Below are 16016 nucleotides of genomic sequence, written 5' to 3' on the forward strand. Positions count from 1 at the left end.
TCCTTTATGTTTTGAGGTCATTCTTCGTGCGTGTATTTAAAGTCACAGTGATTTTCATGATCATTGACCATGCCGATAGCTTGCATCAGAGCATAGCAAGTCGTTGGGCCTACAAATTTAAAACCATGCTTTTTTAATGCGTTGGACATGGCCTGACTTTGAGCGGTTTGTGCAGGGGCGCTACGATATTCAACGACATCATTATTGGCAATGTGTCCTTCGACAAAATTCCAAAGAAATTCCACAGGATGAATCCCTTGGGCTTTTAACTGTTGCCATGCTTTTGCATTATCACGAATGGCAGTGAGTTTGCCGATATGGCGAATCAAACCTGAATCTTGTAATTTTTCTTGTAATTGTAGGTCACTCAACGCTGCGATTTCGGCAATGGGATATTGAAAAAAATGCTGCTGATAGCAGGCCCGCTTTTTCAGCACAGTGATCCAAGACAGCCCCGCTTGTTGTCCTTCAAGACATAGCATTTCAAAGAGATGCTGCTCATCAAAGCTAGGTTTAGCCCATTCAGTGTCGTGGTAGGCAATATATAAAGGATCTTCGGAGCACCAAGCACAGCGTTGTATCGTCATGTTGAATGCTCCTTTTCGACTTAAATTTTAAAGACTGTCCATTGATCGTTTTTATTGTCCCAATACAACAGTTCCGCTTGATCGAGATCGGCAAATTGAATCCATACATCTTTACCTGATTTGTCTGCGTAGCCGGTGCTGATGAGTAATGCTTCTTCAGTGATCTCCATGATCCAGCCCTGATAAGACTGTCCATTGAGGCTGATTTTTTGTTGATTACCAGATTCTGCAAATTCCACCAGACGATTGATCAACGCTTCTGACATGTATGTTTCCTAAAATTAACGTAAATACGGATAGGGATTAACGGCATTGCGACCTTTACCACCCAAGTAAATGCCGTAATGCAAATGTGGTGCAGTATGTCGAGCATTGCCAGTATTACCTACATAGCCAATGACATCACCTTTTTTGACATAGTCGCCGACATTTAAGCCACGTTTATGACCATCAAGATGCGCATAATAATGCCAAGAACCTGCGGGCCCCATAATCCATATCACTTTACCACCCAAATTGTTATTACGTAAGTCAGCAACTAAACCTTCTGTAGCACTGAGAACTTTTGTTCCACGTGGAACAATAATATCAATGCCTTCGTGGCTTCGTCCTTGGCTACGCGCTGCGCCCCAAGTATCCTTGAGCGCACTTCGTTTGACTTGATGAACAGGAACAGGCAATTGATTGGATAAACGCATGTTTTGTAATTTTTTCACTTCATGAGCAGGCAATGTACTGCCTGATGGTTTGGGTGGAGTCGACGTACAGGCGCTGAGTAAAAGCAAAATAAAACCAATACCGCCGAACAACCCTCTACGAAGCTGAAAAAATCCTTGAGTCACATTTGTCCCTATTCAATTGATGAGCAGTTCAAAACTATGGCATAGAATGGCTTTCGAGTTCTAGCGTAGAAATAAGTTTTTTCATGGCGGTTGGAATACCAAGTGCAGTGGCTTGTATCGGTGTAAACCACTGTGCATTACATTCAATCGCTAAATGCTCTTTTTGCTCGGCGGCAACGGTAAATACAGTAGTCTCTAAAAGCCAAGTAAAGTGGGTAAAGCTATGTGATATTTGCACTTGAGTGGTGGTAGGTTTCAGACCAAGCTGTTGAGTGAGGGATTGAAACTCATGGGGTTGATCAAAAATAGGTAAACACCACAGACCACCCCATAGCCCGCTATTCGGACGTTGTATCCAAAGCCATTCTTCTGCAGATTGAATCAGCATGACTTGAGCCTCTCTCACTGGAACAGGTTTTTTAGGCTTTTTATAAGGTAATTCAGTTTCTAAACCCTGAGCATGTGCTTTGCAGTGCTGTTGCATGGGACAATATAAACAGAGTGGTTTTTTCGGCGTGCATACAGTTGCACCCAGATCCATAATCGCTTGGGTATAATCGTGGTTACGTACCGTGGGGCAGAGCTCTGTCGCCAGTTGCCACATGGCCCGTTCATGTACAGGTTTCGATAAATCATCTTCAATAGCAAAGAAACGAGACAATACTCGCTTGACGTTGCCGTCCATAATCACGCCATATTGTCTTAAACCTAAAGACATCAGCGCACCTGCGGTAGACGGGCCGATGCCCGGTAGTTCCATCCACTGCTCAAGATTGCTTGGAAAATGTCCCTGACGTGCAACAATACCCGCGGCTTTGTGTAAGTTCCGAGCCCGTGCATAGTAGCCTAAGCCAGCCCAATAGGGTGCCACATCATCCCAAGAAGCATGACCTAAATCTTCAACAGTTGGAAATCGTTGAATAAATCGATCAAAGTATTGTAAGACGGTTTTGACTTGAGTCTGTTGTAGCATAATTTCTGAAACCCATACTTTGTAAGGGTCATCCTTCACTTGCCACGGTAAGTCATGACGACCATGGACATCAAACCAGTCGAGAAGGGCATCAGAAAAGTTAAACATGCAAAACAGTCAAAATTGAAAAAACCCGCCTAGTATACATCTTTCTATAGGTATTCTTTTTGTTCAAAACGAAATCTGTATATCAGGGGAAATGCAAAAATAGCGGTTATCAAAAAAGGAGCCGAAGCTCCTTAGTGAGTGTCAATTTTTAAAGTTTAGCTTTTAAAGCCCCAGCGGGTATCAAGCGCCAATGTTTGGTTTTCATAACGTGGAATAATGTGAATATGCACATGTTCAGTGGCTTCGCCAAAAACTTGTCCATCATTAAACCCAATATGAAAGCCAGTAGGTTGATAGCGTAAATTTAATTCATTACGCGCTTGTTCAAGTAAGGACATTAAACTTTTACGTTCTTTATCAGTAATTTCAAAAAATGAACCAACATGACGTAGTGGGACAATGACAGCATGTCCTTTAGACAGTGTATGTGGTTCAGGAAGTACAACACCAAAATCATTTTTTGCAATCACGTCATATTCGTCAAAATTGCAATATGGACAATTGAGTTCTGTCATTGTGCTCTCCTCATTTTTATAAATTCAATATTGGTAGTGGTTCTTATGGCTTTAAGAACCAAGCTGGCGTGCTAACAAGGCATACATGGCCGCTAAGCTTTGCTGTTCTGCAGCAGCGTTATAAGCTAAATCTACGCCGTTGGCTTTGGCACGTTCATCCGCCATCGGGTTGCTAAAGCCGTGTTTTGCGCCTTCAAAAATATTGATTTGATACTGCACTTGGGCAGTATCCATTTCATTTCTAAAGGTTGCAACATCATCTAAGCTCACCATCGAATCGAGCTCACCATGTTGCACTAAAATCTCTGCTTGGACTTGTCCTGTTTGTGCAGGAGTCGCTGTAGCAAGTGTTGCATGGAAGGTCACCACAGCTTTTAATGCAGCACCTGAACGCGCTAAATCCAGCACGACTTTTCCGCCATAGCAAAAGCCTATAGCTGCGAGTTTATCTGCATTTACTTCTTTTTGCTGTGCCAAAGTGTTTAATGCAGCAGACGCACGGGTCACAATGGTGTCGGCATGATCAAAAGTTTGCATCATCCATTCATAAGCTTGCTTGGCATCTGTGGTGACTTTTTTGTCACCATACATATCCAAAGCGAAAGCAGCATATCCTTGTCCAGCCAATTCACGTGCACGTTGTTCGGTATATTCATTGCGTCCCCACCATTCAGGGGCAACTAATACACCTGCGATCGCAGTGTCTGACTCTGGTGCGGCAAAATAGCCAAAAAGTTGAGTTCCATCCGCTGCTGTATATTGAATTTCGCGCGTCTTAATTTTAACGGTCATGGTCAAATCCTTATGTGCGGCTACGCAGTTAATGAAGATTTAAAATAAAGGGGAAAATAGTTTTTGTGAAATAAATATAAGATATCAATGTGAATTTTAAGTCAAATCAATCAAAAAAATTGTAAAAGAAAATAATGGAAAGAAGAAATATTGGGGAGCACCGAGATTTGTCGATGCTCCTGAATGGAGTATTGTTATTTCGGGAGAACTTCAATGAGCTCTACATCAAAAATCAGCGTGCTGTTTGGCTCAATGACGTCTGCTGAACCAATTTGACCATAGCCTAAATTTGCAGGAATGAAGAAGCGATATTTTGCACCTTCTTTCATCAACTGTAGACCTTCCGTCCAACCCTGAATGACTTGGCTCACTTGGAATATCGCAGGTTGGTTGCGTGCAATTGAACTATCAAAAACAGTGCCATCAATTAAGCGCCCTTCATAGTGAACTTTCACTGTTGAATTGGCTTTGGGTGACTTACCTTTGCCGGCTTGAATGACTTGATACTGCAGGCCAGATTTCGTGACCTGAATACCTGGTTTTTTGGCATTCTCAGCAAGGAACGCAGTGCCAATAGTCGCATTTGCATCCGCTTTTTGCTTCAATTCAATCAGTTGTTTCGCTTCGGTTTGCTTTTTATATTGGGTTAAGGCACGGGTCATTTCTTCATCTGTTAATGAAGAAGCTTGACCTTTAGATGCTGCCTTTAAACCTGCAACAAATGCATCAATATCCAAATCCTTAATGGATTCAGCATTACTGCGTCCCATTAAATAACCAAAACTATAACCCACTTGTTCTGCAGCACTACTTTTATTACTGACATCTTTGGCAAATACAGTGCTTGAGCAGAGTGCCACACACAACATACTGATCTGTAATTTCATGACCGAGTCTCAAAATAAAGCAGGAGAGCGAAAAGCTCTCCTGTGCCGGTTTTATTATTTAACTTCAATGAGTTCTACATCAAAAATTAAAGTACTGTTCGGTGGAATTGTTCCTGGAACACCTTGTGCACCATAACCTAGGTTTGAAGGAATATACAAAGTCGCTTTGCCGCCTTCCTTCATTAACTGTAGACCTTCGGTCCAACCTGGAATTACTTGGTTCAATGGGAATTCAATTGGCTCGCCGCGCTGTACTGAACTATCAAATACTGTGCCATCCACTAACTTACCTGTGTAGTGAACTTTAACAACTGATGTGGCTTGCGGTTGTCTACCTGTACCTTCTTTCGTTGTTAGGTACTGTAAACCAGAAGCTGTGGTTTTAACCCCAGCTTTGCTTTTGTTTTCTGTTAAGAAATTATCGCTGCTACTTTGTGCTTGCTTATTGCTTTCAAGTTGTTTGTTTTGCATTTCTTGCTGGAACTCAGCATATGCTTTTTGTAATTCTTCTTCAGTATATGCAGGTTTTGCACGAGCATGGCCTGCACGAACGCCAGTGACAAAGCTATCAATATCTAATTCTGGAGGCGTTTGATGGGCAACTTCATAACCTAGAGCATAGCTGATTTTAGCGACAGCCGAAGCGTTTGCAGCTGGTTGAGTTGATGTTGCTGATTGCGTAGCAGGTGTTTTAGTTGCATAGTAAACAGGAACAAGTGCGGCACCGCCGAGTAATACAGCGACAGCGATAGGTAGGGCCTTACTCATATATTTTCCCACAATTATTTTATATGTAAAAAGTTGCTGAAATTCTAGCAGACTTTTCCTGTTCAGCGCTTACCTATCTCTACGATCAGGTAAGGTGCAGGAAAGATCATCATAGTCATGTTCTTATTTTTATACTATAACGGTATGAATATATAAAACATTTTTTATACAGAAAGAGGCATGCAACATAAATTTCGCAAATAAAAAAAGCCACCGTATTCGGTGGCTTTTTTTACAACGCGCTGAATCAGTCTTGGTCTTTTGAAGCTTTATAACCATAAGAATAGTTATAGCCATAACCATAGCCTGCTGAGCTACGTTGAATGTCGTTTAAAATAATACCATTGACCTTCACACCCACTTGTTCAAAGCGGTTCACGGTTAACTCTAATTCTTTCAACTGAGTTTTCGCATAACGAGCAATCACCAGATTCACGCCAGCAAATTGTGAAATGATAATACCGTCAGTTACAGCAAGTACTGGAGGTGTATCAATGATCACATGATCGAACATCGGTGAAATTAGATCTAAGAATTCTTTAAATTTACCAGAACTTAAAAGCTCAGATGGATTAGAAGGGCTCTTACCGCGAGTAATCACACTTAAATTTGGAATTTCAGTGGTTTTAATGATGCTGTCTAGATCACGCTGACCATTTAAATATTCAGAAAGACCTGGTTGATTGTCATGATTGAAATATTTGTTTAAATAACCACGACGTAAATCAGCATCAATAATTAAAACGCGTTTATTACTTTGTGCAAGAATTGTAGCCAAGTTGGTTGAAATGAATGATTTACCAACTTCTGGTGCAGGCCCTGAAATCATGATCAGGTTGTTTTTTGCAGATGTCAGTGCAAAGTGAATAGCAGTACGCATGCTACGTAGACTTTCAATTGCAATATCATCGCTATTTTTAACCGCAAGTACAGGAATGGTCTTTTTCTTCTTGAGTAACTTGATGCGACTTTCTTGAACAGGTGAACGTGGCACAGTGGCATAAACCGGAAGATCAAGGGTGTTCTCAATTTCTGAAGAATCTTTGATTCCTGAGCGTAGCATGTTACGTAGTAGTGCAAGTAATGTACCGAGGAAACCACCGAGAAAAATTGAAAGTATCAAGATTTGTAGTTTTTTTGGTGCAATCGGTTGAATTGGTTCTACAGCAGTATCCACAATACGGACATTACCAATTTCACCAGCTTTGGCAATTCGTAATTGTTGATAAGAGTTAAGTAGAGCAGTGTACAGCTGTTGCTTGACTTCAACTTCACGATAGAGCTGTAAATAACGACGTTGTAGGTCTGGTAATTTTTTTAAGGTGGTATTCAATTCACCAATTTTGCTATTGATTGCACCTAATTGGGCATTCATTTGTTGCATCACTGGATGTTCACTAGTGTACTTCGCAGAAGCTTCAGCAACTTTTTGCTCTAATTCAGCTTTTTGAGTTTCAAGAGTGACACTTTGAGTTAAATAGAGTTCAGATTCTTTAGTGACATCGACGGTATTAAACTCTTGACGGAATTTGTTAAATTCACGTTCTGCGACATCAAGCTGCTGTTTTAATTCAGGGAGTTGTTCGTCTAGGAATTTTAATGTTTGTGCACTTTCAGCCGAACGTCTTTCAATATTTTGATGGCTGTAGGCTGCTAAAATGGCATTTAAAACTTTTGTAATATGTTCTTTATCTTGGCCTTGATAGTTAAGGCCAAGCACGCCCGTCATTTTACCTTTTTCAGCAACAGAATAATTTGCCAAAAGACTGTCAACTGCAGCAGGTAAAGACTGTTTTTGAATTAAATAGTCATCTTTGAATTGATCTTTGCTATAAATTGAGATTTCCCAAAGACCTTCTGCTGTACGCAAAGAGCTTTTTTGGTTCAATGGTGCTGTTAAAATTGTTTGTTCAGTCTGGAGGTCAATTAAAGAAAATTTATTATCTTGAAATTGGAGACCAAGGTTCTTGTCACGATATTGTGCAGGAATATCAAATTGGCGTATTTCAAAACTTTTCTCATTATCTTTGAAAATGACAGATTTATTTTTATATTCGGTGGCATATTCATGCGGTGAAAATAAGCGATCAGTGAAAGAGTTTTCAGTACCCGAAATTTTTAAATCTAGATGTAAGTTTTGAATCACGGTGCCTAGAACTAAACGTGATTTAAGAATCTCAATTTCTGCTTGCGCTGGTTGTTTTTGATCAATCATATTAGAAAGATCACCTAATAAGGCAGCAGAAGTCCCTTTATTCTCTTCGACCTGTACTAAAGCATTGACTGCATAAGTGTCGGGGGTGGTTCTAAGATAAAGTAAGGCACAAACAAGACTTAAAATTACACATAATGCAATTAACTTCCACTGTGCAATCAGAGAGAAAAATAATTCCTTTAAATCAATTGTATCTTCTGTATTGGTATTTTGGCTCATAATCGTACATCAAAAGTTAAATTTGTTTAGTCCAATCTGCAACGCAAGATTGGATCAGTTCTGAGGTCTGGTCAAAAAAAGCTTGATCGTGCTGATATGGGTCAGGCACATTTTTACCTTGCCAATGGCCTAAACGAAAAGTCTTTCCTTTTGCAAATGGCCATGTTTGTTCAATATGCTTTTGTTGATTTGAACTCATGACTAAAATTAAATCTGATTTCTTGATCAGTTCAGCATTTAATTTTTGCGCAATGTGTCCACTCATATCGATGCCAATTTTTTGCATACAGTATTGAGCTTTTTCATCTGCTGGATGTCCAACCATGCCTGAGATTCCCGCTGAATAAATATTCAGATCGGGATGATTCTTTTTCAGAAGATATTCTGCCATAGGACTTCGGCAAATATTACCTACACACACCACCAGAATATTTTTAAATAACATTATTGACCCATTCTGTCGATGTTATAGATCATATTTGAGAAAGGAATCACCTGATTGATCACGCGCTGCCAACGTGCCAAGCCAGATGCATCAACATATACAATATCGTTGCTACGCATTCTGAACTGGTTTGCGAGTCCAAAGTCACCAATACTGGTTAAATCCAAATGATAAATTTCGGTCATCGGACTATTCATATCACTACGTACTACGTAGATTTTACCTCGACTTGCAGAAAGCGAGTTTACCCCAAGACTTTCGCCCAAGACATCACTTAAACTCATTCCTTGATCACGCATTGGTAGGGATTGATTTTTACCAGATTCACCCATTACATAAATTTTCTGATTTTCGCGTGAATTGACATAAATTGTATCGTTAGGCTGTATGAGTAGATTATGTAGTGAATAGCCAGCCTTTTCTAGCTGAATGCTATTTAAGTTGTAAGTTTGTCCTTGGCGTACCAAGGTAATAGACGTATTATCGCCAAATTGCGTATTCACACCGCCAGCAAGACCAAGTGCAGTATATACGCTGGTAGGTTGGTCGGTGAGATTAAATTGCCCACCTCTCATTACATTACCTTGGACAGAATAACGCAGGCCTTGGTAGGAAAGAACGCGAACAATCACATCTGGAGTTTTTAAATAGCGGGCAAGTTGGCTACGTAACTCCTGATTAACTTTTGTTAGGGATTTTCCGGCAGCTTTATATCGGCCAATAATAGGGAATTGAATATATCCATTTTGGTCGATTTGGTAACCGTTTGATTTTATCGCCTCTTCATTACTAATGGTATTTGTAGGTGGCGTTATTTCCGGATATGCCCATAAATAAATGGATAAAATATCACCAGAATTTAATCGATATTGTTGTTGTTGTTGTTGATTGAAAAGGTGAGCAAAATTTTGTTGATTAATCTGTGCGGGTTGAACGGCTGCTAAATTGTCTTGTGATAATTTGATGACATTTACAGTTGAACCTAGATCTGTTTGGAAAACACCTTCTTTTGGTAAATCATATGTTTGAAGACCTGATGTGATTGCACAACCCGTCATACCTAAACTGAGTGCTAACAAGAAGCTATAACGATAGTAACTCACTCGAAATCCTACTTATAAAAATAATTGAATTGTAAAAAAGGCAATCGCCTGATTTTTAAAATATATAACGCAGCATTTTATACTATGTAAAGTAAACATCCTAGGATTTGCTGTCAAAATGTGTTGCTACAGTGTAATGATTATTGTGTGAAATAAAACACATATTTGTTAATGAATACATAATAAATTCATTTAAGTAATTGGTGTTAAAAATCAAATATTAATATATTGGATAAAAAATAGACGTTGAATTTTGCAGTTATAATTTTTGATTACGAAAAATAATAATTCCCGAAAAATATAAGGGCGATTTCTGCTATATTATGAGGCGTTTTTCACATGATTAAATCATAAATTATAAGGCTCTGGAATGTTGCAACTCTCGGAACTAAAAATAGCAGTTATTGGGTTGGGCTATGTAGGTTTACCTTTAGCTGTTGAATTTGGTAAAAAAAAACCAGTTGTTGGTTTTGATATCCATCAAAAAAGAATCGATGAATTAAGAAGTGGTCAAGATCACACTTTAGAAGTTTCACCTGAAGAATTAAAAAAAGCAGAATATTTACAATTTTCAGCTGATTTGGATACTTTAAAAAGTTGTAACTTCTTTATTGTGACTGTACCAACGCCGATTGATGAATTTAAACAACCTGATTTAACGCCACTAATTAAAGCTTCACAAAGTATTGCTCAGGTACTTAAAGCAGGTGATGTCGTCGTTTATGAATCAACGGTGTATCCAGGAGCAACTGAAGAAAGTTGTATCCCTGTTTTAGAGCAAGTGTCTGGGCTTAAATTTAACCAAGACTTCTTTGCGGGTTATAGCCCTGAGCGGATCAACCCAGGTGATAAGCTGCACCGTGTAACCAATATTTTAAAAATCACCTCAGGTTCTACCCCTGAAGTGGCTGACTTTGTTGATCAAGTTTATAACTTAATTATTGAAGCAGGTACGCATAAAGCAGCTAGCATTAAAGTCGCAGAAGCGGCTAAAGTGATTGAAAACACCCAGCGTGATGTAAACATTGCCTTAATTAATGAACTGGCTGTGATCTTTAATAAAATTGGCATTGATACCGAAGCGGTATTAAAAGCAGCAGGTACCAAATGGAACTTCTTACCTTTCCGTCCGGGATTGGTGGGTGGTCACTGTATTGGTGTAGACCCGTATTACTTAACCCATAAAGCACAAGCCATTGGTTACCACCCAGAAATTATTTTAGCCGGTCGTCGTTTAAATGATGCGATGGGGGCTTATGTAGTCACTCAGCTAGTTAAAGGCATGATTAAGAAAAAAATTCAAGTTGAAGGCGCTAAAGTTTTAGTGCTTGGTTTGAGTTTTAAAGAGAACTGCCCAGATATTCGTAATACGAAAATTATTGATATTGTGCATGAACTGCAAGAATACCATATTCAAGCAGATGTCTATGATCCTTGGGTAGACGCCGCTGAAGCTGAGCACGAATATAATATCATACCAGTACAGCAGTTAGAGCAAGGTCAGTATGATGCGGTGATTTTAGCAGTTGCACATGATCAGTTTAAAGCGATGGGTGCCGCAGAAATTCGTGCATTGGGTAAAGCTGAGCATATTTTATATGACCTAAAATACGTACTTGACCAATCTGAATCTGACATCCGTTTATAATTTGAATTAAGGAATATAAAGAATGAGCCAATATCAAAGCGTATGTGAGCAATTACAGCAACATCCTAAAACGTGGTTAGTGACAGGGGTGGCTGGTTTTATTGGCTCTAATCTTTTAGAAACCTTATTAAAACTCAATCAAACGGTTGTAGGTCTAGATAACTTTGCAACAGGGCATCAACATAATTTAGACGAAGTGCAAAGCTTGGTCACTGCTGAGCAATGGGCAAAATTCCGTTTTATTGAAGGCGATATTCGTGAGTTTGCAGATTGTCAAAATGCCTGCCAAGGTGTGGACTATGTGCTACACCAAGCAGCTCTTGGTTCTGTACCACGTTCTATTGCCGACCCGATCACCACCAATGCTACCAATATTAGTGGTTTTTTAAATATGCTGACTGCAGCACGTGATGCACAAGTTTCAAGTTTTACATACGCAGCCAGTAGTTCAACTTATGGTGATCATCCTGCTTTACCTAAAGTAGAAGAAAATATTGGTAATCCTTTATCACCATATGCAGTGACCAAGTATGTAAATGAATTGTATGCCGATGTGTTTGCTCGCACTTATGGTTTTAAAGCGATTGGTTTACGTTACTTTAATGTTTTTGGTAAACGCCAAGATCCAAATGGTGCCTATGCAGCAGTTATTCCAAAATGGACAGCAGCCATGATTGCGGGCGATGATGTATTTATTAATGGCGATGGTGAAACCAGCCGAGATTTCTGTTTTATTGAAAATACGGTTCAAGCCAATATTTTAGCGGCAACTGCATCCGATGAAGCTAAAAACCAAGTGTATAACGTGGCTGTAGGTGATCGTACAACTTTAAATGATTTATTTAATGCCATTAAAGCGTCATTAAATGCTAATGGTGTAAGCTATTCAAAACAACCTGTATATCGTGATTTTAGAGCAGGTGATGTACGCCATTCTCAAGCAAGTATTGAAAAAATTAAAAATATGCTTGGTTATAATCCTAATTTTGTTATTTCACAAGGAATTGATTTAGCAATGCCTTGGTATATAAACTTTAGTAAGTAAATATGCTTAATAGAGTTAAGGCATTTAAAAACCGTATAAGTGCCAATAAAGATGGAAAAGCTTTAGCTAGTAACTTTGGTTATCTAATGATAATGCAGATAACAGGTTACATTTTTCCATTGCTTACTATTCCTTATTTAGCAAAAGTCATTGGTGTAGATGGCTTTGGTAAAATTGCTTTTGCAGCAGCAGTAATAGTCTGGTTTCAGACCATTACTGATTGGGGATTTAGCTATACAGCAACCCGTGATGTGGCGCGTAATAGAGACAGTTTAGAGAAGGTTTCAGAAATTTTTTCTAATGTATTGTGGGCTAAAAGCTTACTTGCTTTAGTATCTTTTATCATACTTTATATCATCACTGAGCTTATTCCTTATTTAAAGGAAAATCAGATTTTGTTATTTATTACTTTTATACTGGTGCCAGCCAAAATTTTATTTGCAGATTGGTTCTTCCAGGCAATTGAGAAAATGAAGTTTATTACAATTTTTGATTTAATTTCTAAAGCAATTTTTACATTATGTGTTTTTATTTTTGTTAAAGAAAAAAATGACTTTATTTTACAGCCATTATTTTTAAGTCTAGGTTCAATATCGGTAGGATTGGCTTCATTTTATCTAATTGTATTCAAATTTAAGATTAAGATATTATCACCTAACTACCTAGAAATAATAAGTACTATAAAAAATAGTAAAGATGTATTCATAAATAATATAATACCAAACTTTTATAATAGTTTCTCATCAGTACTTCTTGGTTTCTGGGGAGGAAGTATAGCAAATGGTTTACTAGATGCAGGTAGTAAATTTGCTAATATTGCTCAACAGTTTATTAATATATTATCACGAGTATTTTTTCCATTTTTGTCTAGAAGGTCAAATAAACATAATATCTATGCGAAAATAAATATTTTTATTTCAGTTGTATCTGCTATTTTATTAATTGCTTTAGCACCCTTTATTATTAGAATATTTTTTACTCCTGAATTTTATGGTGCAATACCAGTTTTACAAATTATTGCATTTTCTTTAATTTTTCAAACATTAATTAGTACCTATGGTCTGAATTATTTGATAATTCATGGTTTTGAAAAAACTTTAAGAAATATTACTATTGTATGCTCAATTGCTGGTTTTGTTTTTTCATTTCCACTCATTTATTTTTATAATTTCTTAGGTGCAGCTATTTTAATTGCAGGAACTAGAACCATTCTAGGTTTATGTATTATGTATAAAGCTAAAGCTATTCAACGGAGTATTTTAGCAAAATGAAAATTGCTATCCATCATAATCCTCATAGTTTTTCTGATCGCTGGATAAAATATTGTGAAAAAGAAAAAATTGAATATAAAGTAGTAGATGCTTTTGATAGTAATATCATTGAGCAACTCAAAGATTTTGATATTTTTATGTGGCATCATCATCATGCGCAATATAAAGATGTGCTAACGGCTAAAAGAATATTATTTGCTCTAGAACATGCAGGAATTAAAGTATTTCCTGATTTTAAAACGGGTTGGCATTTTGATGATAAAGTAGCTCAAAAATATTTGTTAGAAGCAATAGAAGCACCATTAGTACCAAGCTATGTATTTTATGATAAAAAGCAAGCTTTAGCTTGGGCAAAAAACACCTCTTATCCTAAAGTTTTTAAACTAAAAGGTGGTGCTGGCGCCTCTAATGTTAAGTTAGTAAAAAATTTTAATCAAGCCAGTACTCTTATTTATAAGTCTTTCGGTAAGGGATTTAAGCAATATAATGGTATAGAAGCTTTAAAAGAAAAAGTCAGAAAATTAAAAATAGGTAAAGAAAATTTTACAAATGTTTTAAAAGCATTCATAAGAGTCTTTATACCTACTGAATTTTCTAGACACCAACCTGCAGAAAGAGGCTACGTATATTTTCAAGACTTTATGCCTAACAATGATCTAGATATTCGTGTAATTATTATAGGAAATAAGGCTTTTGCTATAAAGCGTTTAGTCAGAGAAAATGACTTTAGGGCATCAGGTAGTGGAGAAATTGATTATACTAATAATATAAATTTAGATTGTTTAAAAACAGCATTTGAAATTCACAATAAAATAAAATCCCAATGTACAGCTTTTGATTTTATTTTTTCTGAAGATAATAAACCACTAATTGTAGAAATTAGTTATGGTTTCTCAGTAGAAGCATATGATAAGTGCCAAGGTTATTGGGATGAAAATTTAAATTGGTATGAAAATAGCTTTAACCCACAAAATTGGATGCTTAAACTATTAATAGGAAAATGAATTTTTTATGTTTAGGTTATTTTATTTTTTTTCAATAATTATATTATTTATAATTAAGCCTGACAAATATAGTGCTTTTGATTATGAATATAATTTCATTTTAGGAATATATTATTCCGTCATATTTTTAGCTTTTCTACTAGAGCAAAGGTTAAAGGATAGTAACTGGTTAAGATTTGACGTTATCTTTCTATTAGGTTACACAATTGTTCATTTTCAAATACCATTCTTAGCATCACTTGGTATTGAGCCATCTAATCCTTCATTTGTCTGGCTTAATAAAGAAGTAGTAAATTATTCTACTTGGATGAGTACATTAAGTATTGTTATATGGATATTTGCATATTCTTTAATATCAAAAAGAGTCATTTTAAAAAATGAATCTGATTATTTAACAATTAATTATAAGTTGTACGATAATATTTTAATTTTTGTATTTGTAGGTTTTATATTAACTGTAGGTAATAATTTTCTAAAAGGTGCTTATGATGTAAATAGCTGGGGAGGTGGGGCAACTTATTTTTTATTAATACTTAAAGTTATGATATATTTAAGAATAATCTATTTTTTTCAAGATATAAATAAAAATATTTCTTTTAAAGAGATACTGAGAAAAATTATATCTAATAAACTTTTTGTTACAGTTTTAAGTGCATATACATTATTATTTTTTTTTACAGGATCAAGAGGAGAGGTGCTAAGAATAGCACTTATATTAGCTTTTTCTTATTCAATTTTCATAAAAAAAATATCTTTTAAATTTATTTTATTGTCAATTGTAATTGGCTCAATTATTTTTACATTAATGGGTCTAGGACGTGGACGAGATGCAAATGAATTGAGTGATCAAAATATTTTACAAAGGGGTTATGCTGAATTAAAAGAAAAAGATACAAATATAAATTTCACCGAGGAATTAGCATATTCAGTTCGGATCCAATATAGGGCTGTTGATGTTGTTCCAGATAGTCATCCCTATTTATATGGTGTTATTTATTTACCTACTATAGTGAGTGCTATACCTTTTGCTAGTGGATTTTTCGTTAAAAATTTTGATATTCCTGATGCATATTTAGATTCAGCTAATTTCTTTACTTATCTTGGTCAAGGAAATAATGTTACGTATGGAGAAGGCTCGGAAATTTTAGCAGATATTTATATTAATTTTGGATTATATGGTGTATTTTTTATTATGTTTTTATTTGGAGCTATATCTGCAAAAGTTTCGAATGAAGCAAAGAATAAAAGGATTAATTACTTATTGATTTATTCAATATTATTAATGTCTGCCATTGCGATTAATAGGGGGACTATTTTTTATTTTTATAAAGATATAGTTTATATACTGTTTTTACATTATTTTTTCTCTGGAAAAATAAAATGGTTAAGATAAAACAGCTTAATTTTTTAAATTATATTCTTTATGCTTTTAGAGTATATTTTATAATATTTTTTTATTTAAAGTATAATAGACTTCTTTCATAATTCATTTTTTGCTCAGCTCTAAATTATAGATTCCTGCAATTAAATTGAATCTTAAGCCCAGTCTTTTTCCTCGATTACGATATCGCTCGGCAAGGATTTTGAAAGTTTT

At 36.3% G+C, this 16016-nt stretch carries 16 protein-coding genes and 1 pseudogene; 5 read left to right on the plus strand and 12 right to left on the minus strand.

Annotated elements, in window-relative coordinates; genetic code table 11:
* Positions 1-17: 17 nt before the first annotated feature.
* The 11 genes from FTU62_RS15355 to FTU62_RS15405 form a co-directional block, all read right to left on the minus strand.
* Entirely contained in the window at positions 18-587 is a 570-nt protein-coding gene (locus FTU62_RS15355) for a DNA-3-methyladenine glycosylase I (RefSeq protein ID WP_180103126.1), read from the minus strand.
* A 20-nt stretch (positions 588-607) separates the two neighbouring features.
* Complete coding sequence (locus FTU62_RS15360) at positions 608-853, minus strand: hypothetical protein (protein ID WP_078191630.1); 246 nt, start codon at positions 851-853, stop codon at positions 608-610.
* A gap of 15 nt (positions 854-868) precedes the next feature.
* A complete protein-coding gene (locus FTU62_RS15365; RefSeq protein WP_168379469.1) occupies positions 869-1396 on the minus strand; it encodes a M23 family metallopeptidase in 528 nt (175 codons plus the stop codon).
* 67 nt (positions 1397-1463) lie between these two features.
* A complete protein-coding gene (gene mutY, locus FTU62_RS15370; protein ID WP_180103127.1) occupies positions 1464-2510 on the minus strand; it encodes an A/G-specific adenine glycosylase in 1047 nt (348 codons plus the stop codon).
* A 155-nt stretch (positions 2511-2665) separates the two neighbouring features.
* Positions 2666-3025: an HIT family protein gene (locus FTU62_RS15375; protein WP_078191628.1), complete on the minus strand. Its 360-nt coding sequence runs from the start codon at positions 3023-3025 to the stop codon at positions 2666-2668.
* A gap of 51 nt (positions 3026-3076) precedes the next feature.
* Complete coding sequence (locus tag FTU62_RS15380; RefSeq protein ID WP_180103128.1) at positions 3077-3817, minus strand: dienelactone hydrolase family protein; 741 nt, start codon at positions 3815-3817, stop codon at positions 3077-3079.
* A 194-nt stretch (positions 3818-4011) separates the two neighbouring features.
* Positions 4012-4704, minus strand: a complete 693-nt coding sequence (locus FTU62_RS15385) for an FKBP-type peptidyl-prolyl cis-trans isomerase (RefSeq protein ID WP_180103129.1) — start codon at positions 4702-4704, stop codon at positions 4012-4014.
* Between the two features lie 54 nt (positions 4705-4758).
* Positions 4759-5472 (minus strand): FKBP-type peptidyl-prolyl cis-trans isomerase, encoded by a 714-nt coding sequence (locus FTU62_RS15390; protein WP_180103130.1) that lies wholly within the window; start codon positions 5470-5472, stop codon positions 4759-4761.
* Between the two features lie 247 nt (positions 5473-5719).
* The gene (locus FTU62_RS15395; protein ID WP_180103131.1) at positions 5720-7906 is read right to left on the minus strand and encodes a polysaccharide biosynthesis tyrosine autokinase; all 2187 of its coding nucleotides are present in this window, start codon (positions 7904-7906) and stop codon (positions 5720-5722) included.
* 16 nt (positions 7907-7922) lie between these two features.
* Positions 7923-8351, minus strand: a complete 429-nt coding sequence (locus FTU62_RS15400) for a low molecular weight protein-tyrosine-phosphatase (protein WP_180024801.1) — start codon at positions 8349-8351, stop codon at positions 7923-7925.
* A complete protein-coding gene (locus FTU62_RS15405; RefSeq protein ID WP_180103137.1) occupies positions 8351-9409 on the minus strand; it encodes a polysaccharide biosynthesis/export family protein in 1059 nt (352 codons plus the stop codon). Before FTU62_RS15405 ends, FTU62_RS15400 begins: the two co-directional genes overlap by 1 nt.
* Before the next feature lie 415 nt (positions 9410-9824).
* Here FTU62_RS15405 and tviB point away from each other — a divergent pair, with 415 nt between their 5' ends.
* The 5 genes from tviB to FTU62_RS15430 are packed head-to-tail and all read left to right on the plus strand — an operon-like array spanning position 9825 to position 15815.
* The gene (gene tviB, locus FTU62_RS15410) at positions 9825-11102 is read left to right on the plus strand and encodes a Vi polysaccharide biosynthesis UDP-N-acetylglucosamine C-6 dehydrogenase TviB (protein WP_180103132.1); all 1278 of its coding nucleotides are present in this window, start codon (positions 9825-9827) and stop codon (positions 11100-11102) included.
* 22 nt (positions 11103-11124) lie between these two features.
* Complete coding sequence (locus tag FTU62_RS15415; RefSeq protein WP_180103133.1) at positions 11125-12147, plus strand: NAD-dependent epimerase/dehydratase family protein; 1023 nt, start codon at positions 11125-11127, stop codon at positions 12145-12147.
* 2 nt (positions 12148-12149) lie between these two features.
* Positions 12150-13418 carry a flippase gene (locus FTU62_RS15420; RefSeq protein ID WP_180103134.1) on the plus strand — a complete coding sequence of 423 codons (1269 nt, stop codon included), beginning with the start codon at positions 12150-12152 and terminating at the stop codon, positions 13416-13418.
* Positions 13415-14422 carry a RimK family alpha-L-glutamate ligase gene (locus FTU62_RS15425; protein ID WP_180103135.1) on the plus strand — a complete coding sequence of 336 codons (1008 nt, stop codon included), beginning with the start codon at positions 13415-13417 and terminating at the stop codon, positions 14420-14422. The genes FTU62_RS15420 and FTU62_RS15425 overlap by 4 nt, the downstream gene beginning before the upstream one ends.
* Positions 14423-14429: 7 nt before the next feature.
* Positions 14430-15815: an O-antigen polymerase gene (locus FTU62_RS15430; protein WP_180103136.1), complete on the plus strand. Its 1386-nt coding sequence runs from the start codon at positions 14430-14432 to the stop codon at positions 15813-15815.
* Between the two features lie 93 nt (positions 15816-15908).
* Here the strand turns inward: FTU62_RS15430 and FTU62_RS15435 are convergent.
* A pseudogene (locus tag FTU62_RS15435) lies at positions 15909-16016 on the minus strand (IS5/IS1182 family transposase); the annotation flags it as partial.

The organism is Acinetobacter sp. YH12126 (genome assembly GCF_013418745.1).
In the GTDB taxonomy this organism is placed as follows: domain Bacteria; phylum Pseudomonadota; class Gammaproteobacteria; order Pseudomonadales; family Moraxellaceae; genus Acinetobacter; species Acinetobacter amyesii.